The following is a 23,188-nucleotide window of genomic DNA, read 5'->3' on the forward strand; positions in this document are numbered from 1 at the left end:
AGAGAACCTTCGTAATGGTTATCGTCGGGTTTGCAAGTTGCTTTAGGGCTTTTCCAAAAAAAAATGCCATCACCACGCCACCCCCTTGCAAACCGGGCTGTGCAGCCCTGCCCCGCGACACTTCGGCCGACCAGGAAGCGTGATGCAGGTCACACTTCAGCGCGAAGCCGCCTGCTCGATCAAATGCAGCAGTTCATATTCGAGGTAGTCGGCCAGCGCCAGCCAGTCCTGGCGTTGCTGCGCGTCGAGCATGGCCTGCATGACCACCGCACCCGCGCGAGGATCGACGCGCGGCACTACCGCATCGAACAGCTCGAGCATGCGCAGACCCGCCTCCACATCCCGTCCGAGGCGCAAAAGCGCGGCGCATTCGCGGGCCGCACGCTCTTGATCGGCAGCACTCATGAACAGAACTCCGGATCGAAGGTGGTGCCGGCGATGTGTGCGCCGGCCCGACTGGTGTTGTGGAACCGCACCTGGGGATGGCGTGCAATGAAACGCTCAAGCTCGATCAGGTAACTGCGGAAGTTAAGCTGGGTACGTGCTCGCTGGCCATGGCCATCCAGCACCCAGTGCTGCGCCGCCGCAATCGTAGGGCCGAGCACGCCATCGTCCCAGCCTGTGTGAGTGCGGCCACCCGGGAAGGCGAAATCAGCGCCGAAAAACGTAATGCGCGCGGCCCCCATCTTCACCGCCAGGTCCGTAGCAGGGTGAATCACGCTTCCCCCAACGAACAACTCGGCGCGCGGTATTGCTTGGCGCACCTGTGCATACAGCGCACTGCCGGAATAGGCTGTGTAGCGTGGCCCACGCCAGTTACCGAGCAGCTCGACGTCCAGCATCGGCATGTAGACCAGGGTGGTCGCAGCCGAGTCTTCCGGCGGCAAGTGATGGAGGCGGATCTTATGGTCGACACTGACCACGATGTCGGGCTGGATTCCAGCGCGCAGCAGGGGGATATAAGCGGTGTCGACGCAGATGAACAGTGGCCGCTCGGCCTGAGCGCGCACCCTTGCCAACGCAGGCAAGTGCCCGGCCAAGGTTGGCCCGGTGGCAATCACGTAGCAGTCACGCCCGGCCTGGCTACCGAACAGCGTGGCCACATCAGGGTCGTGACGCAGCAACGGCAAACTGTCTTCGAGCAGCTTCTGCAAGCGCGGGTCGGCGACATCGAAAGCGCGATTGTTGTCTGCCAGGTGGGCCTCACTGATCAGACGGTCGCGCACCTTGGCATTGAAGTCGTCGGCCAGCACCCGCTCGGAAGGCAAGGCGAAGAACGGCAAGGCGATTTCCGCGCTGTCGCCGGCATAGGACAGTTCGACGCGCGGGTCGGCAAGCCAGTCGGACTGATCCAGCAGTTGCAGCACCAGCTGGAACAGTGCGCCATTGAGCAGGTACACCTGCAGCCGAACGAGCCCAGGCCGCTCCAGCAGCACGCGCTGCAAGTCACCCAGCCCACTGCCATAGAGATGAAGAGTGGAACTGTCTTCAGGCAGACTCGCGGCCTGCAGGCGAGCCTCGGCAAGACGATCGTGACGACTTGTGAGCTGGATGCCACACACGCTCAGGGTAGAGCCAAGCCCCTCCACCAGCTCGACCTCGAGCGCGCCACAAGCTTCGCCCTGCAGGCGCTCGTACAGCGCCGGCCAGCGGGCCTGCAGCACTTCAGCATTACGCTGGAAACACTCGCTCATGGGTTGAGCTTCCCTTGCCTGCGAAACACCGAAGAGTACCCGACTGGCAGCGCTTATTCAGCCTTGTAGAGAACCGCCGAGCCCCACGACAGGCCGACACCGAAGCCGCTAATGGCCACGCGCTTCCAGGCACTGTCGAACATGTGCTTCTGCAACAGCAGCGGAACGCTCGATGACACGGTATTACCGGTCTCCAGCATGTCCTTGATGAACTTGTCGGCCTGGGACTTTTCCGGGTCTTCCTCGAAGCGCCGTGCCACGGCATCGACGATCGCCGCACTGCCCTGATGGATGCAGAAGGCGTCGATATCCTTGTTCTCCAGCCCTGACTCGCGCAGCAGCTCATGCAGATGCGCCGGCACCTTGATCAGAGCGAAATTGAAGACCTGACGACCGTTCATGAAGAACTCGCCATCAGTCACCTTCAGGTGCGGCGCACCAGCACCGTCGGTACCGAACTTCGCCTTGCCCAGCTGCCAGGTAGCGCCCTCACCCATCCAGGTGGCAGTGGCCGCGTCGCCGAACAACATGGTGGTATTGCGGTCTTCTGTGTTGACGATCTTGGAGTACGGGTCAGCCGTTACCAGCAGGCCATTCTTCAGGCCTGCGGCTTCCATGAAGCCTTTGAGCGCGTAAATGCCATAGACGTAACCGGAGCAGCCCAGGGAAATGTCGAAGGCCGCGACATGGGTCGGCAGACCGAGCTTGTGCTGGACGATGGCAGCGGTGTGAGGCAAGCCTTCCTCGTCACCGTTCTGGGTGACGACGATTAGCGCATCGATCGACTCGCGCTTGAGTTGCGGGTTAGCGGCGAACAGGTTGTTGACCGCTTCGACACACAGATCGGAAGTCTCCTGCTCATCGTCCTTGCGCGGCAGGAAGCTTGCGCCGATCTTGCCGAACATGAACTCTTCGTCCTTGCCGAATTTCGCGCCTTGTACATAGTTGTCCAGGCCGGAAGCGGGCACATAGCTCGCGATGCTTTTAATGCCGATCATCATGGCTTCCCAATAAATAACAGCTCAATACCACCGCCCGGATGACTCGAGCGGCGCCTGAAGAACGGGATCTGCCGCCCAGGTGGAGTGGCGACAGGCAGGATGGCAGGCGGCAATTGCACACCTGCCCCATTAACGGTTACAGAAAGAGATGCCCGCTCTGACCGATAGGTCACGAATATTTCAAGACAATCGCATATTTTGCCTGGGCGCGTCACGTCGTCATAGCGCTTTCGAGTGTGCCATGCAGGGCAAACCTAGCCTCGTCTGGAGCCAGCCTTCAGTCGAGCAACTGCCAATCCAGTGCCGTACCGCGCTTGAGTGGTTGCCTGGCCTTGCGGCCAAGCACCGCATCGAGATGACCTGGCGCCAACCCCAAGCCTGGGCGGATGGCGCGCACATTGCTACGGTCGAAGACCTCGCCAGCAGCCATGTCGCGCACTACATACAGAGACCGACGAAAACGCCGCGAGGCCTCCTCGGCCTGGGTCGCGCCATAGTGCACCCGCCCCAACGACTGCCAGGCACGCTCGGTTTCCAGCACCAGCGCGGCCATTTCCTGAGGCTCCAGGGAAAATGCTGCATCCACGCCGCCATCGGCACGGTCAAGCGTGAAGTGCTTTTCCACCACCGTGGCCCCCAGGGCTACGGCCGCCACCGCAACCCCAACCCCCATGGAGTGATCCGACAGCCCGACCTGGCAGCCGAAGAGCTCGCGCATGTGCGGGATAGTCAGTACGTTGCTGTTCTGCGGGCTGGCCGGGTAGGTACTGGTGCACTTGAGCAGCACCAGGTCGCGACACCCACCTTCGCGCGCCACCCGCACGGTACGTTCCAGCTCCGCGAGGCTGGCCATGCCGGTGGAAATGATCATAGGCTTACCAGTGGCCGCCACTTTGCGTATCAGCGGCAGATCGGTGTTCTCGAAGCTGGCGATCTTGTAGGCCGGCACATCCAGGCTTTCGAGGAAATCCACCGACGTTTCGTCGAACGGCGTGGAGAAGACCAGCATGCCCAGCTCACGAGCGCGCTCGAAGATCGCTGGGTGCCACTCCCAGGGAGTATGGGCCTTTTCGTACAGTGCATACAGCGATGAGCCAGACCAGAGGCTGTTCGGGTCGGCGATGAAAAACTCGCCATGCGCCAGGTCCAAGGTCATGGTGTCGGCAGTGTAAGTCTGCAGCTTCAGCGCATGGGCGCCGGCGGCGGCAGCCGCTTCGACGATCTCCAGCGCGCGTGCCAGCGACTGGTTGTGATTGCCACTCATCTCCGCGATCACCAGCGGTGGCTGGTCCGGGCCGACACAGCGGTGCCCGATGTTGAATCTGTTCATGGGCTACTCCTGGAATACCCGCTCGAACGAGCACGGCGACTGAGCGAAGCCGGCACCCGCGAATAATTGCAATGACGCCTGGTTGTCAGGCAGCACCTGGGCCTCGATCGCCCGCAGGTCCGGCCAGAACTCACGCACGCAGGCCTCGCCACGGGCGAGCAACGCTCTGCCCCAACCCAGCCCGCAACGCCCCGCGAAGAGGTACAACGACACCTTCGCCCGCTGCCCGGGCAAGCGGTCGTAGCGCACACAGCCCACCGGCCCGTCGCCTGTCTCGGCGATCAGCAGCAAACGCTGCCGATCAACCAGCGTAGCAGCGAGCCAAGCCTGGTGGCCCGCCCAGTCGAGCTCCCGCGCCTGCTGCGAGCGGCGCCGCACCTCGGGCGCGTTGCGCCCGTCGAACAACAGCCGCGCGTCTTCACTACGCGCCGGACGTAGCGCAAGTCCCTCCCCCAGCAAGGCTACCGCCACCCGCTGCGCCCCCAGACCATCGACCAGTGCCCGACTGCGCTCGGCGAAGCTCTGGCGCAGGGCCTGATTGCTCAGCAACAAGGCAATCGCCTGGCGCAGCGCAGGCACCTGGACCTGCCCGGCTTCACCCAGGTAAAGGTGCATGCCCGCCCGAGCCATGGCCAGGGCATTGGCCCGCTGGTTGTCTGCCACGCTCACGCACAGGCTCGGCAAGCCCAGCGCGGCGCGCTCCCAGGTAGTACCGCCGCCGGCGCCGATGAACAAGTCTGCCGCAGCCATCCGCATTGGCAGATCGTCGACATAGTCATGCAGCTCCCAACCCGCCCGCGCGCCGCACAACTGGGCCAGCCGCTCACCCTGGCGATGCCCGAGCCCGGCGATACAGGTGACCTGCAACCCTTCCAGCCCGGACAGCGCCTGCAAGGTCTTGGGCAGCATGCCAGCCACATCGAAGCCACCGAAACTCACCAGCACCCGCCGTGCCTGCAGGGTCGGAGAAATCGCCGCCCCCTGAAACGCCGGCCCCACCAGCGCATAGCGTGGCCCCAGCAAACGCCGGCACTGCGTTGCCAGTCGCGGCGCGTAAAGCGCCTCGCAGGCGCTGAAATTCTGATCCAGCAGCAGGTCGGCGGCATGATCACGATCAGCCAGGTCATCGATGACCGCGATGCGCCGGGCGAATGACCGGGCCGCCTGCTCCCAGCGGGCGTCCAAGGCATAATGATCGACGACCAGCCAGTCGAATCGAGCCTGTGCCGGCAGCACATCACGCAGCGCCGCGACATCCGCAGCCCAGGGTTCGATGCCGGTTTTTTCCTGGCGCTGCGGCCATGCAAAAACCTCGAAGCCCTCCTGCTCGATGGCGGCCCGGCGATGACCGTCAAGCAGGCAACAGGCAAAGCTTACCTGCGCACCGAGTTCTCGGAGGGCTTTGCCAAGCGTCAGGCAGCGAGCGGTGTGGCCGACGCCAATGGATGAAGAGGCATCAGCACGTACCAGCACCTTCATGACGCCAGCTCCCCGCCAGCCTTGAGCGCTGCGTACAAGTATTGCGCGCGCAACCAGTCTTCCTCTGTGTCGATGTCCTGAACCAGATGCCGGGGGATGATTACTGGCAAGCTCCGCTCGGAATGAAGGGCCTCGTTCTGCAACCAGGCCTGCACCCGCCCCCAGTAAAACTGGCCGGCATCCTGATAGGCGGGCGCCAGGTCCTGAGACCGGGTCTCACGATACTGAGGATACAGAGGCACCAGCGCACCTTGCTCGTCGAGCGACAGCGCCCGCTGGACCGGGAAACCGAAGCTGCTCACCGAAAAGGCGAAAGAGCGCTCAGGGTGTTGCCGCAACAACGCCAACCCCTGCTGCAAGTAACGCTGCTGCACGAAAGGCGCAGTGGCGTAGATGCAACAGGCATGGGTCAGGGCCTGGCCCTGGCTGGCCAGTGCCTGCAGGGCGTGGCTGACCACAGCTTGGGTGGTGGCATGATCGTCAGCCAGGTGCGCCGGCCGACGGAACGGTACCTGTGCACCGTATTCCCGTGCCACCGCCTCTATTTCAGGGTCGTCGGTGCTGACCACTACCTGTTCGAACAAGCCACTGGCAAGTGCCACGCGGATCGAGTGGGCAATGATCGGCAGCCCGGCAAACATCTTGAGGTTCTTGCGCAGAATACGCTTGCTGCCTCCCCGGGCCGGGATGATCGCGACACTGGTTTCCATTCGCTCAGGCATGGACGCAGCCCACCGACGACTGCAGCAACTTACGTAGGCTGTCGATCACGTGATCTTGCTGAGCGTCAGTCAGCTCTGGAAACATTGGCAGGCTCAGGGCTTGCGCATAGTAACTTTCAGCCTGCGGAAAATCGCCAGGCTTGAAGCCCTGGTCGCGGTAATAGGGTTGCAGATGAATGGGAATGTAATGAAGGTTGACCCCAACTCCCGCAGCACGCATACCATCGAAAATCTCCCGGTGTGAACCCAGGATACGATCGCCCTCAAGGCGCACCACGAACAGATGCCAGGCGGATTCAGTGTCCTGCTGAGGTGCCTGGACGCTCACGGGCAGGTTCGCCAGCAAGCGCTGGTAGCGAGCCGCCAACTCACGGCGACGGGCAAGGAACGCATCCAGCCGTGTCAGTTGAGAAAGCCCCAGGGCAGCTTGCAGGTCGGTGATGCGATAGTTGAAGCCCAGTTCAAGTTGCTGGTAGTACCAGGCACCATGGCTTTCTTCGGTCATTTGACCCGGGTCACGGCTGATCCCGTGACTGCGCAGCCTGCGCAAACGCACGGCCAGATCCGCACGTGCGGTAAGCACCATGCCGCCCTCGGCCGTGGTGATGATCTTTACCGGGTGAAAGCTGAACACCGTCATGTCGGCATACTCACCACAGCCGACCGGCTTGCCCGCATAACGTGCGCCGACTGCGTGGGCAGCATCTTCGATAAGGGTAAAGCCATACTGCCGGGCCAGCGCCGCGATCGAACGCATGTCAGCGCTTTGCCCGGCAAAGGCCACGGCGACTACTACCTTGGGCAGGCGCCCCTCCCGGGCGGCCTGCTCGAGTTTCAGCGCAAGTGCTTGAGCGTCGATAGTCCAGGTATGCGGGTCGATGTCGACGAAATCGACAGCGGCGCCGCAGTAGCGCCCACAGTTGGCTGATGCGACAAAACTGATGGGGCTGGTCCATAGCCAGTCCCCGCTCCCCAGGCCGGCGGCGAGGCAGGCAAGGTGAAGCCCCGCAGTGGCGTTGCACACAGCTACCGCGTGCGTTGCGCCACAACGCTGGGCCATAGCCTGCTCGAAGTGCTCGATCAGTGGCCCCTGAGTCAGCCAGTCGGACTGCAGCACCTCGACGACCGCGGCGATATCCGCCTGATCGATGCTCTGCCGACCATAGGGGATCATGCCGGCAACCCTGCGTGCAGGTCTGCCAACTGGTCCACGGTGAGGAAGGCGGGATTGGTATCGGAACGGTACTCGAAATCCTCTGCAACCCAGCGCCCGGTTTCACCCACGCAATCGACCGCAAAATCCACATCCGTATGGTTGAAGCGGATCGACGGAACGATGGTGAAATGATCACCAAACTCAAGGGTCATCCGCGCATCGTCCAGCGGGATCATCAGTTCGTGCAGCTTTTCCCCCGGGCGGATGCCGACCACGTTCTGCGGCAAGTGCCCGGCCATGCCGCGCGCCAGGTCGACGATGCGAATTGACGGGATCTTGGGCACGAACACCTCCCCCCCGTGCATGCGGGCAAAGCTGTCGAGCACGAACTGTACGCCATGGTCGAGGGTGATCCAGAAGCGCGTCATGCGTGGGTCAGTGACGGGTAGCTCGCGGGCGCCCTCCTCGATCAGGCGCTTGAAGAATGGCACCACCGAGCCCCGGGAGCCCGCCACATTGCCATAGCGCACTACAGCAAAGCGGGTGTCCTGTTGGCCGGCGAAATTGTTGGCGGCCACGAACAGCTTGTCGGACAGCAGCTTGGTCGCACCATACAGGTTGATCGGGCTGGCCGCCTTGTCGGTGGACAGTGCGACGACCTTCTGCACGCCATTCTCGATCGCGGCGGCGATGATGTTCTCGGCACCATTGACGTTGGTGCGGATGCATTCGGTGGGGTTGTACTCGGCAGCGGGCACATGCTTGAGCGCGGCGGCATGAACCACATAGTCGATACCGCGCATGGCCTGGCGCACGCGCTCGGCATCACGGACATCGCCCAGGAAGTAGCGCATGCACGGCGCGTTGAAACGCTGCTGCATCTCATACTGTTTCAACTCGTCGCGGGAGAACACCACGACGCGCCGCGGGCGGTAGCGCTCAAGCAACCGCTCGATGAAGCGGCGCCCGAACGACCCGGTCCCCCCGGAGATGAAAATGGACTTGTCGTCGAACATACCTGGTTCCTAGGGTGGCGCCGTCAGCTGACGATGGCGCCCGGTTGCACTGTCAGGCAGGGCGCACAGCGTACAGATTTCTGACTCGCGCCCCCTATGAGCCAGCTCGAAGCAAGATGCAGGCCAGTGCCGCGGCCCGTCGCGTCAGGCGACCAGCCCGGCCCAGTCCAGCGCCGCCTTGCCGGGTTCAAGCACCTGGCCTTGGACTGCACCTTGCCACTGCGCCGACCATTTGGCGCGCAATGCCGCCAGCGCCGCCTCGTCCTTGGCGACCACGCCGGGGTGAATCACCTGCACCTGTGGCGTCCAGACTGTCAGCAGGCCGGCTGCGGCTGCTTTAAGGCACAGGTCGACATCACCATGGGCATGGGCGAACGTGGTTTCGTCCAGCCCCTCCAGAGCACGGAAGACTTCGCTACGGACCATCAGGCAGCTCGCCGAGACAGCTGGGCAGTTCTGCTCGACCGCCAGCCGATTCAGGTAACCCACGGCATTTGCGGCCTCACCGGCAAAAGCTGGCGCAACTGCGCCTTCGGCGTCCAGCAACAAGCCAGCCTGGGCAAGCTTGCCGTCAGTAGCGAGCAGCTTGCCGCCGACCACGCCGACTTCCGGCCGCTGCGCCTGGTTGAGCAACGCCTCGATCCAGTTGGCGTTGACCACTTCGGCGTCCGCCGCCAGCAATATCAGGTATTGCCCCTTGGCCTCGGCGCTGGCAGCGTTGCACAGCGCCGCCGCGCTCAGGCGTTCGCTACTTTGCAGCACGCGCACCTTGCCAACCTGCTGCTGCGCCAGCCATTCGAGCAACTGCGGCGACTGACTGGCGTTGTCGGCGATCAGTACCTCGTAGCGCGCATAGCGAGTGCGCTGCAGGATGCTCTTCAGGCAGCGCTGCAGTTCGTCCAGATTGTCCTGGCTGCGCAGCAGGATGCTCACCAGCGGCCGCTCGACATGCCTGTAGTCGATACGCAAGGTGCCAGGCAGCGGCGTGCTGACCTGGGCCTTGTAGCCACGGCCGGCCAAGTGTCGCATCAAGGCCTGGCGGGCATGCTCGCTATCTTTGGCCTGCGGTGCCGGGGTGATCAGCATCGGCTCGTCGAGATGGGCCAGTCCGTTGAGGCCGCCCTGCTCGATCAGGCGCAGCAGCAGGTCGAACTCCAGTGCCTCGGCAAAGTCTTTGTCGAAGCCACCCGCCTCCACCAGCACCTCCCGACGCAGCAGCCAATGGCGTGCCATCAGCGCGGGATTGGCCTGCAGCAGGTCCAGGTTTACCCCCGGGCGCAACAGCTCACGCCAGGCACCATCGGCCTGTTGCTGGATCTCGTCTACCGCGACCGCGCGGCAATCGGGAGCGTTCAGCAGCTCGAGGCTGGCGCGCAAAAGACCGGTGGCAGTGAAACGGTCACCCGCCTCAGCCAGCAACAGCCATTCGCAGGCCGTCTGACGGGCGATCTGGTTGATCCGCTCGACGTAGTCTTCGCGGCTGACCTTGATGAAATGCAGAGTGTTCTGCAGCGAAGTGGCCACAGGCGGCTCGCCTGTGGTGAAGACCATGATCCGGAACGCCTTGCTCAGGCCGCCCAGCAGGCTGTCGAACGTGTCCTGGAGTTTGGCCATGTTGTTGTCCAGGTCCAACAGCAGGATGCCGAACTGCGGACCACCCTGATGCAGCGCCAGGTGCTCGTTGATGGTCGCTAGCGCGGCGGTGTCCGGCTTGCGCGCCTCCAGCCAGTCCAGCAGGCGACCCGAATGCATGCTCCCAAGCAGTTCGCGACCACTTTGCTTCAACACGCCTTCAAGCCGTGCCAGCCAAGCGAACAGCGCCTCGCTCTCCTCGACCTCATCACTGTCACGCAGGTGTCCGGCCAGGTGCCGCACCACCTCACGGTTGAACGCGTTGCACTGCAGTGCCTCCCACAAGCGGGTACGGACGGTGCCCGAGGTGTCGCTGGGCTGTGCCAGCAGCAGCTGTTCCTGGCGCAGTAGCAGCGGCTCCAGTTGCTGTAGCTGCAGGCGCCCGGCCGGCATGGCATGGATCAGAAACTCCAGTGCCGTAAGCTGATCGAAGAATGCCTGGTTGTAGAACGGCATTTCCACGTACTGGGACGGCTGGAAGGTACGCACCGGCGGGTTCAGCGGGTCGGTCCAGCTTGACTCCCAGATCAGCTCCAGGGTCATCGCCCGGCCTTTGAACAGCCCCTCAGCAGTGACTGCAAAGCTGTCCAAGGCCAGCTGGCGCCGCGCCTCATGGTCCAGGTCCTCGATGGCGGTCGGCAGGCCGGCAAGGAAGTCGGCGAACTGTTCGCGCTCGGCCACCGACTTAGCGTCGGTGAAGGCCAGCACATGAATGACCTCGGTCTGATGCTCGGACACACCGTAGTTGGTTTCGCGTACCGCGTAGGGGATTGGCAGGATCCGCGCTTTGGCGTTGGTCAGCAGGAAGTACGCGTGGCCGATTTCCTGCCACTCGAAGCTCGTGCCCTCGGGCAGCAGCTCAAACCACTGGCGCAGCAATGCAGTGCGGGTGACAGCGAAGAAAGGCGGGATGAACTCGCCCATGTAGTCCAGCAGGCGCTGTTCAGCGCGCGGAGCGTTGTAGTCCTCACGGACCTTCTTGTTACGCCGGTAGTACTTCACCTGGGTGGCTTCGGCCAGGTAGTTCAGACAGTAGCCATGGCACAGGCCGTAATCGGGGTTGGCCTCGAGGAAGTCCAGCGACTGGTTCAGCCCGTCGTACAGCAGGAAATCGTCATCAGCGGCGAAGGCCATGAACGGCGTGTTCACCCGGCCCACGCCATAGGCCAGCTTGGCCTGGAAGCCCTGGTAGGAAAACTGTGGCAGGTGCAGGTACTCGACGCCGGGATACTGCGCGGCCATCACCTCGGCCGATTCGCTCGAGGAATCCAGCACGAGAATCGAGCACCGATAGCCGCTGTAGTACTGCAGCGTACGCTGCAGGAACGCAGGACGGTTGTGCGTCATCAACACCAGCGTGAACCGCTCGCGCAGTGTGGCTGCCTGGTCTGCCGAGAAATTGCCTTGCATAGTCTTACCCACCATTGGCGTTGCCGCCGAAGAAATCGAACTCTGTTGAATGTCTCAGCGAACCCGGCGCAGGTAGCCGTCCGGTGCCACGGTGACCAGCAGCTTGTTCTGCAGCTGATAGTCGATTTCGAAGCTGTCGTTACCCTTGAGGTATTCCCAAACTGCGGTCTTAGGGTTGTCGCCAGGCCCCCACGGGCGATCGGGGAAGAAGTCTGCCGGCATGTCCTCGACCACGGTGTCCATCACCACGCAGTAACTGCCCACGGCTACCAGCGGAGCATAAAGCTCCAGCTCCTTGAGCACGTGTTCATGCGTGTGGTTGGAGTCGAGTACCAGGATGACCTTCTTGCCCTCGGCGAGCGCCCTGACCTGCCCGGCGATGTCGGCATCGATGCTCGAGCCTTCGATCATGCGCACGCGTTTGCTCATCGGGTGCGCCTCGATGGCCTGGCGGTTGTGCGGGCGGATGTCGATGTCGATGCCAAGCACTTCGCCATGCCCCTGCAGCTCCAGCAGGGAGGCGTAGTAGAGGATTGAACCGCCGTGAGCGATGCCGCACTCGATGATCAGGTCAGGCTTGACCTGCCAGACGATCTCCTGCATCGCCATCATGTCCTGGGGCAACTGGATGATCGGCCGGCCCATCCACGAAAAATGGTAGCTGTACTTGTGCTCGGCGGACTTGTTGAAGAAGTCGCGAGACAGTTGCTGCAGCTCCTTGTCTTCGCCCTGGGAGGCGATCTGCGCGTTGCACTCGGCTTCGAAGGCTTTGATCGGCGTGTCGGTCATGGTTCTTTACTCGGTTGGCTGGTCGGTGAAATCGGCATTGTCGACGGCGTGATAGACAAAACGGCCATCGGTCATGCGGCGGATTTCCTCGAGGTAATTGGAATTCATCACAAACAGGTGGGCGCCATCAGGCAGGCTTTGCATCGCCTCCTGCGGCGATGACACGCGCGCGCCACTGAGCGGCAGGTAGCGACCCTGCTTGGCAGGATTGATGTCGATAACCTGGTCCACCGGAGCCCCGGCACGCTGCAGGAACAGCGAATAGATCACGCCCTTGGAGGAGGCACCCCAGATCGCCGAACCACGTCCGGCATCGCGGCGCACCAGACGTGCGGCATGCTGCAGGCTGGCACTGAAATCGGCCGGCAACGACAGCGGCGGCACGGGCTCGAGCGTGGTGCGCAGGCTGGCAAGGTCGGCAACGATGTACAGGTACTGGCCATCGAACAGGTGGCCGGCCTCGGCGACCTTGCCGAACAGGCGGCGCAGGTCGGCCAGGCGGAAGTAATTGACATGCTCGTAGAACAGGTCGAACCACGCTTTGTGCTCGATGATCCAGTCCAGGCACGGCACTTCGATGTAGATCTGCCCTGCCCCGCCGTTGGCATCGGCGATGGCGCCAAGGAACGTGACCGGGTCCTGAATGTGCTCGAGGACATGGCGCAACACGATAGCTTCGGCCTGGCGGTTCAACTCACGGGTGAAGGGCGCCTTGACCACGTCCGGGTTGTCGCCCTCGTAGGCCGGGTCGATGCCGGTGACGGCATAACCGCGCTCGCGCAGCAGTTCGAGGAACCAGCCTTTGCCACAGCCCACTTCGATCAGGCGCTGGCCCTTGAAGTGGCGGGCGATGACACCTTCGACATCGTCCAGGTGGCGCTGGAAGCGCGCCGAATGCGCCTGCTCGTTCTGATAGTCGCTGTCGTAGCTGAGCTTGTCGGCATCGAAAGCGTCGTTGTAGACCAACCCGGTGCGGCTGTCCTGCACCAGACGCATGTCGGCGCAGGCTGAGGTACGGGCCGACTGGGCATCGGCGAATGTGCGGTTCTGCAGCACCGGCAGGCCGGTGGCGCGATACAACTCATGTTTCATGGCGTGCTCCCAGCAGAGCCTGCAATTTGCGGGCATCGCCCCAGAACGCCATGGGTTCGTGGGCCGGATAAGGGTAATGACCAAGGTTCAGCGCAAGGGTGGCGTTGCGCTCGGCGATGCGGGCTTCCACCAGCTTGCGTACCGATATCGGCTGGCCGCTGCAGCAATTGACCACGCCGCTGAAATCGCGCTGACCGAGCAGGTCGGCCAGATATGTACTGGCGCTTTCGATGGCAAGGTAGTCGCGCAGTTGCTCGCCACCGGACATGTCGAAATGCGGCTGCCCCTGGTCGATTGCGCGGTCCAAGGCTGCCAGCAGACTGCCTGGGTTTTGCCCCTCGCCAAACAGGTAGAACAAGCGCACCCACTGCAGGTTGAACGGTTGCTGGCGGGCCAGGCTTTCGAGGAACAGGCGCAAGCTGTGCTTGGCCAGCCCGTAAGGGTTGGCCGGCTGGCAGTCCAGCGCTTCGTCCAGCGCGCCATTGCGCAGGCCGTATTCGAAACAGGTGCCGGCCACCTGCACCTGGCCGACACCAGCTGCGACGGCACGCTTGATGAAGGCATAGTCAGCCATCAAGTTGCGCTCCAGGTGGAACAGCCCTTGATAATTCGGCAGGCCTGGCCAGGCCAGGTGCACCAGCGCATCGATGCCGTCGCACAACTGATTGACGTCCAGCTGCGGGTCATGCAGATCGGCGGCGACGAAATCGACCTGGCCGAACCACGGCATGGCTTGAGCCGGCTCCAGCCGACGTGCCAGCGCACGCACCCGGTACCCGCGCGCCAGTAAGGCGGCGACCAGATGCCGGCCCACAAAGCCTGTGGCACCGGTGACAAGCACCTTCATCGCGATCACAGGACGGTCAGCTCAGGCACGGCGATGACGAACCGACCGCCCCATTCGCGGATCTGCGCCTGCTGTTCGCTGACTTCCTTGAGCAGGTTCCACGGCAGCACCAGTACATAATCCGGCCGCTCGATGGCCAGGCGCTCGGGGGCTACCACGGGAATTCGGCTGCCCGGCAGGAACTTGCCCTGCTTGTGCGGGTTGGCGTCGGCCACCCAGGCCAGCAGGTCGGGCTTCACGCCTGCGTAGTTGAACAGGGTGTTGCCCTTTGCTGCAGCACCATAGCCGACCACTCGCTTGCCTTCGGCCTTGGCCTGCAACAGGAAGCGCAGCAGCTGGTGCTTGATCCGCTGCGCCGCCGGTGCAAGGGTACTGTAGAACGCCGCCGTGCTGACACCGACCCGCGCCTCGATGCCAAGCAGATCGTCGACACTGGCCTGGCGCGTGCGCGGGCCATCGGCGCGCTGCACGAAAACCCGCAACGAACCGCCATGGGTCGGCAGTTCGCTGACATCGAAGATCACCAGGCCGTTGCGGGCACAAAGCGTGTTGACCGCCGTCAGCGACAGGTAGGAGTAGTGCTCATGGTAAAGGGTATCGAACTGCTGCTCGGCCATCAGGCGCAGCAGGTGCGGAAACTCGAAAGTGGCCACACCATCGGCTTTGAGCAGGGTCGAGAAACCGCGCAGAAAATCGTTGATGTCCGGCACGTGGGCGAGCACGTTGTTGGCGGCCATCAGGTCAGCCGACCAACCTTCACTCGCCAGGTCATGGGCGGCCTGTTCGCCGAAGAACACTTCACGAATCTGCAGCCCTTTCTCCCGGGCCGCCTGTGCAGTGCTTCGGGTGGGTTCGACACCTAGGCAGGGAATGCCGCGCTCTGCCACATACTGCAACAGATACCCGTCGTTGGCGGCGATTTCAACCACCCGGCTCTCGCCGTTCAGGCCGAAACGCTCGACCATCTGCCCGACATAGTCGCGGGCATGGGCCAGCCACGAACTGGAATAGGAGCTGAAGTACGCATAGTCGGCATCGAACAGCGTCTCGGCCCGGGTGTAATCCTCGGTCTGCACCAGCCAGCACTGCTCACACACCGCCACTTTAAGCGGCACCCAGGCCTCGGCTGCGGCCAGCTGGTCAGCGCGCAGGTAAGCGTTGGACGGCGGCGCAGTGCCAAGGTCGATCAGGGGCAGGCTCAGGCAGGTACCACAGCCACGGCAGTTCATGGACGCACTCCGGTAAACGACAGGTCCAGCAAGGGATGAGCGGCATCCCGGGCCGACAGATTCTTGACAGCGAGCGGCCAACGGATGGCCAACTTCGGATCGAGTACCGACAGCCCGCCTTCGCGGCCCGGCGCATAGTCGGCACTGTGCAGGTAAAGCAGCTCGGCATCCTCGCTCAGCACCTGGAAACCATGGGCAAAGCCGGCCGGTATCAACAGGCTGCGGCCATCGCCGGCTCGCAAGTGCTCGGCGTGCCAGTGCAGGAAGGTTGGCGAGCCTTCGCGAAGGTCCACTGCCACGTCCCACACCTCACCGCGCAGGCAGGTGATCAGCTTGGCCTCCGGGGTGTCGCCGGTCTGATAGTGCAGGCCGCGCACGCTGCCTGAGCCCTGAGTGTGCGAGTGATTGATCTGGCGCACATGGAACGGCGCACCCAGGGCGCCCAGGCTGGATTCGCAGAACAGCCGCGCGAACTGCCCGCGGGCATCGCCATGACGCTTGTGCTGGACACTGAACAGGCCACCCAGTGGCAAGGCTTGCAGCAGCAGATCAGTCACGGCAACTCCGTGTACAGGTTCAGCTGGTGCAGCGTGACGGCGCGCATGTTATCGCCACGCTGCCACGCCAGGTGCCAGTCGAGCGTGTGCTGCAGGCATTCGTGCAACGACCAGCGCGTGCGCCAGCCCAGCACCTGGCGGGCACGAGAGCTGTCCAGGCGTAGCAACCCTGCTTCGTGCAACTCGCTTGGCTCGACACGTAACCCTGGTGCCTGCGGCCATTGCCGGGCCAGGCGGTCGACCACCTCACCGACGCTGCACATGTCGCCTTCGCTCGGGCCGAAGTTCCACGCGCCGGCGCAGGCCGGCCCCTGGGTGTACAGGCGCTCGGCCAGTTGCAGGTAGCCGGCCAGCGGTTCCAGGGCGTGCTGCCAGGGGCGCACGGCCTGCGGGTAGCGCAGGGTGACCGGCGCCCCGGCCGACCAAGCCTTGAGCACATCGGGGACAAGCCGCTCTGCGGCAAAGTCTCCGCCGCCCAGTACATTGCCGGCGCGCGCGGTGGCCAGTGCCACGCCATGTTCTGCGTGTTCGGCGGCCGGGAAGAATGACGCGGCATAGGACTGCGCCAGCAGCTCGCAGCAGGCCTTGCTGCTGCTGTACGGGTCATGCCCGCCCAGGGCCTCGTTCTCGCGGTATGGCCAGGGCCATTCCTGGTTGGCATAGACCTTATCGGTGGTTACCAGGACGCACGCACGCACCCCGCCAACCTGGCGTACCGCTTCAAGCAGATTAAGGGTGCCCATGACGTTGCTGGAATAGGTGCCTAGCGGGTCACGGTAGGCCTCGCGCACCAGTGGCTGAGCCGCCAGGTGCAGGACGATTTCCGGCTGGGCCTGGGCCACAGCTTCTAGCAGCGCGCCGAGGTCGCGCAGGTCGCCGCGCACGTCGGTAATATCGCTGCCGACCTGGGCAAGCTCGAACAGGCTTGGTTCGGTGCCAGGGTCCAGCGCGAAGCCAGTGACCTGAGCCCCGAGCTCACGTAACCAGAGCGCCAGCCAACTGCCTTTGAAACCCGTGTGACCGGTGAGCAGAACACGCTTGCCCTGCCAGAACGCTGGACTCAGGCCCACTGCTTCCATGGGGCCTCCCCGCTTTGCCAGAGGTGTTCCAGATGGTTCTTGTCACGCAGCGTGTCCATTGGATGCCAGAAGCCATCATGCTGAAAGGCGTTCAACTGCGACTCAGCAGCCAGGCAGGCAAGCGGCTCCGACTCCCAGGAGGTCTGATCGTCGGCGATGTAGTCGAGTACCTTGGGCGAAAGCACGAAGAAGCCACCGTTGATCCAGCCACCGTCACCACGGGGCTTTTCGACAAATCCAGTGACGCTGTCGCCGTCGCGTGCCAGCGCGCCGTAGCGGCCAGGAGGCTGTACCGCTGTGACGGTGGCGAGTTTGCCGTGGGCCAGGTGGAAATCCACCAGGGCGCCGATGTTCAGGTCCGAAACACCATCGCCGTATGTGAAACAGAAGGCATCTTCGCCCTCAAGGTAGCGAGCGGCGCGGCGAAGGCGGCCACCGGTCATGGTGTCTTCACCGGTGTCGACCAAGGTCACGCGCCATGGCTCGCTATAGTTCTGGTGCACGTCCATGCGGTTTTCGCGCATGTCGAAGGTGACGTCCGAGGTGTGCAGGAAGTAGTTGGCGAAGAAATCCTTGATCGCGTAGCCCTTGTAGCCCAGGCAGATCACGAAATCGTGGATGCCGTGAGCCGAGTACTGCTTCATGATGTGCCAGAGAATTGGCTTCCCACCGATTTCGATCATGGGTTTGGGCTTGAGGTGAGACTCTTCGCTGATACGCGTGCCCAGTCCACCCGCCAGAATTACCGCCTTCATGTGGTCCCCTCTTGTTCGTCACCGGCCATAAATCATGTGGCTGCACGATTTATGGCGATATGACGGGGGGCTTGCAGGAAACGCGCCAGAAGGCGCTTTACTGGTGTCGTTTATACACCCCGCGGTCAGCCCGGCATCCAGCCGCTGTACCAATGCTGAACGTGCTCTTCGCGCAGCACATAGTCACGCAGCACTTCCTGCTTCAGACGGTCGCCCTGGCGGAAACTTTCGTCGGGGTCCGCCAAGTGCATGCGGATCGCCTCCAGCCACTCGGCCGTGCTGTTGGTCTTGATCCGCGTGCACGGCAAGTAGCCTTCATAAGCACGGGTGTCGGTGACGATCACCGGGTACCCGCACGCGCCATATTCCAGCAAGCGCAAGTTGCTCTTGCAGTCATTGAAGATGTGGTACTCCAGCGGCGCCAAGGCCAGGTCCAGATTCAGGCTGGCGAGCTTGGCCGGGTACAGCTCCAGGGGCACCGGCGGATGGAACTCGCTGATGTACGGCCGCAATGCCGGCGGACACATACCGAAGAACACCCATTCAACTTCGTTCGCCAAGGTCCTGACCACCTCGGCAATCACTTCCAGGTCGCCGGTATGGCTGGTGCCACCACCCCAACCAACCCGCGGCTTGCGCGCGCTGCGGCGCTGGCTACGCAAACCGCTCCAGAGCTGCTCGGCCAGCATGTTCGGCATTACCCGGATATCGCTATGGGTGTCATGCAGCGCATCCGCCAGCGCCTGGGTCGAGACCACCAGCCGATCACAGCGTTCGATACCTCGGCGCAGAGATTTTTCCAGATCTTTTGGCGTGTGCTTGAGGTGCCCGTTCTTCTTCGGCACATCAATCACGTAGTCGTCCAGCTCGTAGATGCAAAAGCCCTTGGAGAAGGTCTTGAGTCGCTCGATCTCCTTGACGAACCCTTCGGTATAACGCCCCTGCAGAATTGCCACATCCGGCGAGCTGCGTTCCAGTTCGACGTTGCTCGGTATCTCGAAGTACTGCTGCTGGGTCACCCAGCCAGCTTTCTCCAGCTCGACCAGCGGCTGGATCACCCGGTAATGCCCGACCGCAGTCTTGTTCATTGGCAACGCCAGCACATGGGGCAGTGGACGGCTGACGAAGGGCGTCCAGGCGGCCTTGAGGCCCGGATCCAGGCAGAAGCTGGAGCCGTTCAGGGACAGGTTGATATTGTAAGCGGGGTCACGCGCCACCACCGGCATCCAGGCCTTGAAGAAGGCATCATGCTGCTGCGCCAGCTGGGCCTGGCGCTCGGCTTCAGCCTGCGCATCGATCGCCGCCGGCGCTGGCGGGTCCAGTACCAGCCGGGCATCCGGCGCCCACACCACGAGGTACCCGGCTTCGCCCAGGCGCAGACCCAGGTCGATATCGCTAAAGGCCAGGCTGAACACGCTTTCATTGAGCCCGCCTAACGACAGGAACAGCTCTTTGCGCACCAACAGGCAGTCAGCGCCAACAGCAGAATAATTCTGCGCCACTTGCAAGCGCTGCATGTAACCGCCCGCCTCCATGGGCTCGCCCACGAACGGTGACCCCACGGCGCCACGCAGGCCCAGCACGCCACCCGCATGCACGATCAGGCCATGAGCGTTGCAGAGCTTGGCACCGACCGCTCCGACTTCAGGGCGCTGGCCATGGCTGAGCATTGCGTCGAGCCAGTCTGGCTCGGTGACCACAGCGAACGGGCTCAACATCAACAGGTATTCACCCCGGGCGTGTTGCGCGGCAAGGTTCTGCACAGCGGCGAAGCTGGCCTGCTCGCCCAGCGTCAGGACCCGCAACTTGTCTTCGCCCAGCTGTTGCAGGGCGGTGAGCCAGGCGTGGGTCTCACCACCTTGACTGGCATTGTCGACAATCAGCACTTCGTAGTGACCGTAGGCAGTCTTCTCAAGCACGCTTTCCAGGCAGCGCTCGAGGGCCGGCAACTGATCCTGGGCACTGATCACCAGGCTTACCAGTGGCTGGGTGGCGTGCAGGTAGCGGACCTGGTTGATTGCCCCGCCGCTGTTCTGCAGCCGGTAGGTCACGCCCAAGCGCTTGAGGTGGGCATCCAGCAGTTTCGGATTTTCCGCTACCACTGCCTCCGAAGACAGCCAGGCAGCGTAGCTGAACGCGCTCTCGGCCAGCACTTCCGGAATGTGTTCGATGGCATGGGGGCCGCGGCTTTCCACAAGCCGCCAGAGCAGTTCATGGGGCGCCAGCTCGCGATATCCGGGCGCGAAACCGCCCAATGCCCGCAAGGCGTCAAGCGAGAACGCCAGCATGCGACCGGTATAGGGGTATCCGCGCATCAAATCGAGGTTGAAGTCGGGCTTGAACACCGGCTCCACGGACGCCTCATCCCGCACTCCCCCCTCATCGCCATAGCAGCAGGCGATCTGCGGGCGCGACACGACCCGCTCGGCCAGGAGCATCAGGCTGAAGGCATTGAGCCGGTCGCCAGCACGCAGCAGGTAGATCCAGTCCACCCCGCCCAACTGGCCAAGCGCCGTGTTCAGTTGTTCGGCCCAGTCAGCCTGCAAAGGCTGGCTGACCCGCCGCACATGCGGACCGCCTGGCAGCGGTGAGCGTGACAGTACCAGCGTCATCTCTGCGCCATAAGCCTGGCGCTCGATGCTGTCCAGGGTGACTTGCAGAGCTTGTGCATCGCCCTCGCTGTCGATAACCACAGGTACGATACGCGGACGCATTGGCCAGTGCTCGCTAAGACGCATCAGCCGCGCGAGTACCAACGGGTCCTGCCTGCAAGCCAGCCACTTCCCGTACAGTTCGGAGAAACTGTCGCTGTCGCTGCCGACATGGGATTCCTGAATCGCCTGCAGGCAGCGCAGGGTATGGATCAGGAACAGGTTCTCCCAGATACGCGGGGTATCGCCCTCGTCGCCCTGGAGGATTTGCACCCGCACCCAACCGGAGAAAGGCTCACGTGCTGCAGTACGAGCGGCGAACATGTCGCGCAGGTGTTGTGATTCACTGGTAGCGGCAGCCTTCACATCACTCTGGCGACGCATTTGGTCGGGATGAACCCGCTCGACACAGTGCACCCCGGCGGTCACGCCCAAATGCCCGCGACGCAGCAGGCACACGAACAACACGAAATCGAGCATTGCCACAAAGCCCGGCGCCAGCGCAGGCAGCAATTCACGCAGATCGCGGGTACGCACCAGCACGCTGCTCAGCCCGCCGATGAAGTTGAGCTGGCGGGTCTCGAAGAAATCCAGCAGGTCGTCACCGTTGAACAGTGTGTCGCCAAAGGTGACCGGGCTGGTTTCCAGGCGCTGCGGCAGAATGTGATCTTCAGCATCGACCAAGTGACGCCTGGCCGCGACCAGGCTTACATCGTCATGGGCCTGGAACAGACGCACCTGGCTGGACACGCAATCGGCCATCAGGCGGTCATCGTCACAGAGGAACTTGATGTAGTCGCCCTGGCTCTGCTCTAGCCCGTGTTGCAGATTCCCGACAAACCCCAGCGGTTGCGGGTTACGCAAGTAAGTCAGCGGATGACGTGCAAGACTGCGTAGCTCATCGACCACCGCCTCGATCTGCGTACCTGGGCTGTCGTCGCAGACGATGACTTCGAGGTTTGCGTAATCCTGAGCCAGGGCGCTGACCAGAGCAGAACGGAAGTAACGGGGGTTGCAGGCGGGAATGACGAGGCTGACTAGAGGGGCTGGGTTCACGAGGAAATCTCTCGACCGATGACTGCCCGCAGGGAATTCAGAACAGTCGATACTACGGGGAAATCAATGCGCCTTCACCGCGTACCCGAGGGGTAAGCGGTGAAGGCGACAGGCGCACTTAACCGATGGCGTTGAACAGGCTCAGCTGGCTGACGCGTGCGAAAGCCGCCTGCGAAGCCTGGAGCAAGGTCTGCTGCTGGGTAAGGCGGACAAGCACTGTGGCAGGGTCCGAGTCACGGATCGACGACTGCGTGGTGCTGTTGGCAATGCTCAGACTCTCGTTGGTGTTTTGCTGGATTTCCAGCGCCTTGCCACGGGCACCGATATCGGTGACTGCCGTGTTGAGCGCGTCCTGACCGCTCTGGATGTTGGCGATGGCCGAATCCAGGTCCGCACGCAGTTGCTGGTAGGCGGCGTTGTCGCCGTCGATCGGCTTGCTCAACGCCGTACGCAACTGGGCGACGGTGTCCAGAACGTTCTGGGTCTGGTGGTTGTCGACGTTCACCACGTACTGGTCACCGGACTGCTGCGCGGGCGTGCTGGTGAAGGTGAAGTCCACACCGGCAGCCGAGGCGACGTTGCCAGTCATGGCACCACTGGCCACCGGGCGGCTGTCAGCGGTCAGCGGCTGGGCATAGAGTTCGAAGTCCGTGGCACTGGTGAACTTGATGACCGCACCGCCATTGGGAAACATGGCTTTGTACTGGGCCGGATCAGTGATGCTGATCGAAGATACCTGAGCACTCGACGGGTTGCCCGGGCTACGGGTCGCAGTGATGGTATCGGGCTTGCTTTGCAGGGTGAAGGTATGACCTGCCACCGCTGCATCCGGAACGTCGCCGTCCTGAAGGTTGATGTTCAGCCGCATGTCCACACCACGGAAGCTGATCATCGATCCGCCTACGGTATCGGGATCGAATTTACCACCCTGGGTGGCCTCGGCGGTCACATCGTTGCCCAAGCTGTCGGTGATGCTGAACTCGGTACTGCTGAGCATGGTGACTGTGTACGGCTGACCACTACGGAAGCGATCGTTGTACGTGACGCTGCCGGACACTTGCCCATTGGACAGCTTCACGCGGCCGTCATCCACCGCGGGGGAGCTCAGGCTGGTTTCGGTGCGACTGGTGTTGAGGGCTTGCTCGAACACGCTATAGCCAGAGCTGTTGCCGGCCATCTTGAGCATGTCACCGACCTGCAGCTCCAGCTGGGTCTGGTCACCCTGATAAGAGTAGGTACCATCGGCGTTGCGCACGAACGGCGCGGTGTCGGTACTGGAGCCGGCAAACAGGTACTGGCCATTCTCATCACGGCTGTTCATGAGGCTCAACAGCTGGTCTTCCAACTGCCCCAGCTCGGCTGCCTTGGCCTTGCGTTCGGTGTCGGTGTAGCCGGCGTTACCCGACTCGATTGCCAGCTCGTTGACCCGCGTCAGGATCGTGTTGATCGAATTGAGCGTGGTCTCGGTCTGGTTCAGCGAGTTGGTGATGTTTGTCGCGTTGGTCTTGTACTGGGCCAGCATGTCTGCCTGATTACCCAGCTGCAGCAGACGTGCAGCCCCCACCGGATCATCGGCAGCGGTGTTGACCCTGACGAAGGAACTGGCCTCTTCGTTGGTCTTGATCAGGTTGGAATAGTTGCGCTGGTAGTTCGCCGCGCTGGTCTGGTAGAACTGGGCCGTGGAAATACGCAT

General features: G+C 62.9%; 18 protein-coding genes. All 18 read right to left on the reverse strand.

Features of this window, described 5'->3' with window-relative positions; all coding sequences use genetic code 11:
* Positions 1 to 156 precede the first annotated feature (156 nt).
* On the reverse strand, positions 157 to 405 hold the full coding sequence (locus JET17_RS18805; protein WP_012315534.1) for a hypothetical protein: 249 nt from the start codon (positions 403 to 405) through the stop codon (positions 157 to 159).
* Positions 402 to 1,694, reverse strand: coding sequence for a motility associated factor glycosyltransferase family protein (locus JET17_RS18810; RefSeq protein ID WP_012315535.1), 1,293 nt, complete (start codon positions 1,692 to 1,694; stop codon positions 402 to 404). The genes JET17_RS18805 and JET17_RS18810 overlap by 4 nt, the downstream gene beginning before the upstream one ends.
* A 53-nt stretch (positions 1,695 to 1,747) precedes the next feature.
* Positions 1,748 to 2,692, reverse strand: a complete 945-nt coding sequence (locus tag JET17_RS18815; RefSeq protein WP_039603212.1) for a ketoacyl-ACP synthase III — start codon at positions 2,690 to 2,692, stop codon at positions 1,748 to 1,750.
* Positions 2,693 to 2,972: 280 nt separating this feature from the next.
* A complete protein-coding gene (pseI, locus tag JET17_RS18820) occupies positions 2,973 to 4,025 on the reverse strand; it encodes a pseudaminic acid synthase (RefSeq protein WP_012315537.1) in 1,053 nt (350 codons plus the stop codon).
* Positions 4,026 to 4,028: 3 nt separating this feature from the next.
* Positions 4,029 to 5,504 carry a UDP-2,4-diacetamido-2,4,6-trideoxy-beta-L-altropyranose hydrolase gene (pseG, locus tag JET17_RS18825; protein WP_012315538.1) on the reverse strand — a complete coding sequence of 492 codons (1,476 nt, stop codon included), beginning with the start codon at positions 5,502 to 5,504 and terminating at the stop codon, positions 4,029 to 4,031.
* On the reverse strand, positions 5,501 to 6,226 hold the full coding sequence (pseF, locus tag JET17_RS18830; RefSeq protein WP_012315539.1) for a pseudaminic acid cytidylyltransferase: 726 nt from the start codon (positions 6,224 to 6,226) through the stop codon (positions 5,501 to 5,503). The genes pseG and pseF overlap by 4 nt, the downstream gene beginning before the upstream one ends.
* Positions 6,219 to 7,400, reverse strand: coding sequence for a UDP-4-amino-4,6-dideoxy-N-acetyl-beta-L-altrosamine transaminase (pseC, locus tag JET17_RS18835; RefSeq protein WP_012315540.1), 1,182 nt, complete (start codon positions 7,398 to 7,400; stop codon positions 6,219 to 6,221). The genes pseF and pseC overlap by 8 nt, the downstream gene beginning before the upstream one ends.
* Complete coding sequence (gene pseB, locus JET17_RS18840; protein ID WP_012315541.1) at positions 7,397 to 8,398, reverse strand: UDP-N-acetylglucosamine 4,6-dehydratase (inverting); 1,002 nt, start codon at positions 8,396 to 8,398, stop codon at positions 7,397 to 7,399. Before pseB ends, pseC begins: the two co-directional genes overlap by 4 nt.
* 144 nt (positions 8,399 to 8,542) lie before the next feature.
* A complete protein-coding gene (locus JET17_RS18845; RefSeq protein WP_012315542.1) occupies positions 8,543 to 11,440 on the reverse strand; it encodes a TIGR00180 family glycosyltransferase in 2,898 nt (965 codons plus the stop codon).
* Between the two features lie 54 nt (positions 11,441 to 11,494).
* Positions 11,495 to 12,229: a cephalosporin hydroxylase family protein gene (locus tag JET17_RS18850; protein ID WP_012315543.1), complete on the reverse strand. Its 735-nt coding sequence runs from the start codon at positions 12,227 to 12,229 to the stop codon at positions 11,495 to 11,497.
* Between the two features lie 6 nt (positions 12,230 to 12,235).
* Positions 12,236 to 13,321, reverse strand: a complete 1,086-nt coding sequence (locus JET17_RS18855) for a class I SAM-dependent methyltransferase (RefSeq protein ID WP_012315544.1) — start codon at positions 13,319 to 13,321, stop codon at positions 12,236 to 12,238.
* Positions 13,311 to 14,168 (reverse strand): NAD-dependent epimerase/dehydratase family protein, encoded by an 858-nt coding sequence (locus tag JET17_RS18860; RefSeq protein ID WP_012315545.1) that lies wholly within the window; start codon positions 14,166 to 14,168, stop codon positions 13,311 to 13,313. The genes JET17_RS18855 and JET17_RS18860 overlap by 11 nt, the downstream gene beginning before the upstream one ends.
* Before the next feature lie 5 nt (positions 14,169 to 14,173).
* Positions 14,174 to 15,397, reverse strand: coding sequence for a class I SAM-dependent methyltransferase (locus JET17_RS18865; protein ID WP_012315546.1), 1,224 nt, complete (start codon positions 15,395 to 15,397; stop codon positions 14,174 to 14,176).
* Positions 15,394 to 15,954: a dTDP-4-dehydrorhamnose 3,5-epimerase family protein gene (locus JET17_RS18870; protein WP_012315547.1), complete on the reverse strand. Its 561-nt coding sequence runs from the start codon at positions 15,952 to 15,954 to the stop codon at positions 15,394 to 15,396. Before JET17_RS18870 ends, JET17_RS18865 begins: the two co-directional genes overlap by 4 nt.
* Positions 15,951 to 17,033 (reverse strand): CDP-glucose 4,6-dehydratase, encoded by a 1,083-nt coding sequence (gene rfbG, locus JET17_RS18875; protein ID WP_012315548.1) that lies wholly within the window; start codon positions 17,031 to 17,033, stop codon positions 15,951 to 15,953. Before rfbG ends, JET17_RS18870 begins: the two co-directional genes overlap by 4 nt.
* The gene (rfbF, locus tag JET17_RS18880; protein WP_012315549.1) at positions 17,015 to 17,788 is read right to left on the reverse strand and encodes a glucose-1-phosphate cytidylyltransferase; all 774 of its coding nucleotides are present in this window, start codon (positions 17,786 to 17,788) and stop codon (positions 17,015 to 17,017) included. The genes rfbG and rfbF overlap by 19 nt, the downstream gene beginning before the upstream one ends.
* A gap of 125 nt (positions 17,789 to 17,913) precedes the next feature.
* The gene (locus JET17_RS18885) at positions 17,914 to 21,495 is read right to left on the reverse strand and encodes a glycosyltransferase (protein WP_012315550.1); all 3,582 of its coding nucleotides are present in this window, start codon (positions 21,493 to 21,495) and stop codon (positions 17,914 to 17,916) included.
* A gap of 118 nt (positions 21,496 to 21,613) precedes the next feature.
* Positions 21,614 to 23,188: a flagellar hook-associated protein 3 gene (locus tag JET17_RS18890; protein ID WP_012315551.1), complete on the reverse strand. Its 1,575-nt coding sequence runs from the start codon at positions 23,186 to 23,188 to the stop codon at positions 21,614 to 21,616.

It is taken from the genome of Pseudomonas putida, assembly GCF_016406145.1.
Lineage (GTDB): Bacteria > Pseudomonadota > Gammaproteobacteria > Pseudomonadales > Pseudomonadaceae > Aquipseudomonas > Aquipseudomonas putida_E.

Coding starts and splice junctions, on each gene's coding strand:
- pseG (WP_012315538.1), bottom strand. CDS start 5,504: ATGAAGGTGCTGGTACGTGCTGATGCCTCTTCATCCATTGGCGTCGGC.
- JET17_RS18865 (WP_012315546.1), bottom strand. CDS start 15,397: ATGAACTGCCGTGGCTGTGGTACCTGCCTGAGCCTGCCCCTGATCGAC.
- JET17_RS18810 (WP_012315535.1), bottom strand. CDS start 1,694: ATGAGCGAGTGTTTCCAGCGTAATGCTGAAGTGCTGCAGGCCCGCTGG.
- pseF (WP_012315539.1), bottom strand. CDS start 6,226: ATGCCTGAGCGAATGGAAACCAGTGTCGCGATCATCCCGGCCCGGGGA.
- pseC (WP_012315540.1), bottom strand. CDS start 7,400: ATGATCCCCTATGGTCGGCAGAGCATCGATCAGGCGGATATCGCCGCG.
- rfbF (WP_012315549.1), bottom strand. CDS start 17,788: ATGAAGGCGGTAATTCTGGCGGGTGGACTGGGCACGCGTATCAGCGAA.
- pseI (WP_012315537.1), bottom strand. CDS start 4,025: ATGAACAGATTCAACATCGGGCACCGCTGTGTCGGCCCGGACCAGCCA.
- JET17_RS18855 (WP_012315544.1), bottom strand. CDS start 13,321: ATGAAACATGAGTTGTATCGCGCCACCGGCCTGCCGGTGCTGCAGAAC.
- JET17_RS18815 (WP_039603212.1), bottom strand. CDS start 2,692: ATGATCGGCATTAAAAGCATCGCGAGCTATGTGCCCGCTTCCGGCCTG.
- pseB (WP_012315541.1), bottom strand. CDS start 8,398: ATGTTCGACGACAAGTCCATTTTCATCTCCGGGGGGACCGGGTCGTTC.
- JET17_RS18860 (WP_012315545.1), bottom strand. CDS start 14,168: ATGAAGGTGCTTGTCACCGGTGCCACAGGCTTTGTGGGCCGGCATCTG.
- JET17_RS18845 (WP_012315542.1), bottom strand. CDS start 11,440: ATGCAAGGCAATTTCTCGGCAGACCAGGCAGCCACACTGCGCGAGCGG.
- JET17_RS18850 (WP_012315543.1), bottom strand. CDS start 12,229: ATGACCGACACGCCGATCAAAGCCTTCGAAGCCGAGTGCAACGCGCAG.
- JET17_RS18890 (WP_012315551.1), bottom strand. CDS start 23,188: ATGCGTATTTCCACGGCCCAGTTCTACCAGACCAGCGCGGCGAACTAC.
- rfbG (WP_012315548.1), bottom strand. CDS start 17,033: ATGGAAGCAGTGGGCCTGAGTCCAGCGTTCTGGCAGGGCAAGCGTGTT.
- JET17_RS18805 (WP_012315534.1), bottom strand. CDS start 405: ATGAGTGCTGCCGATCAAGAGCGTGCGGCCCGCGAATGCGCCGCGCTT.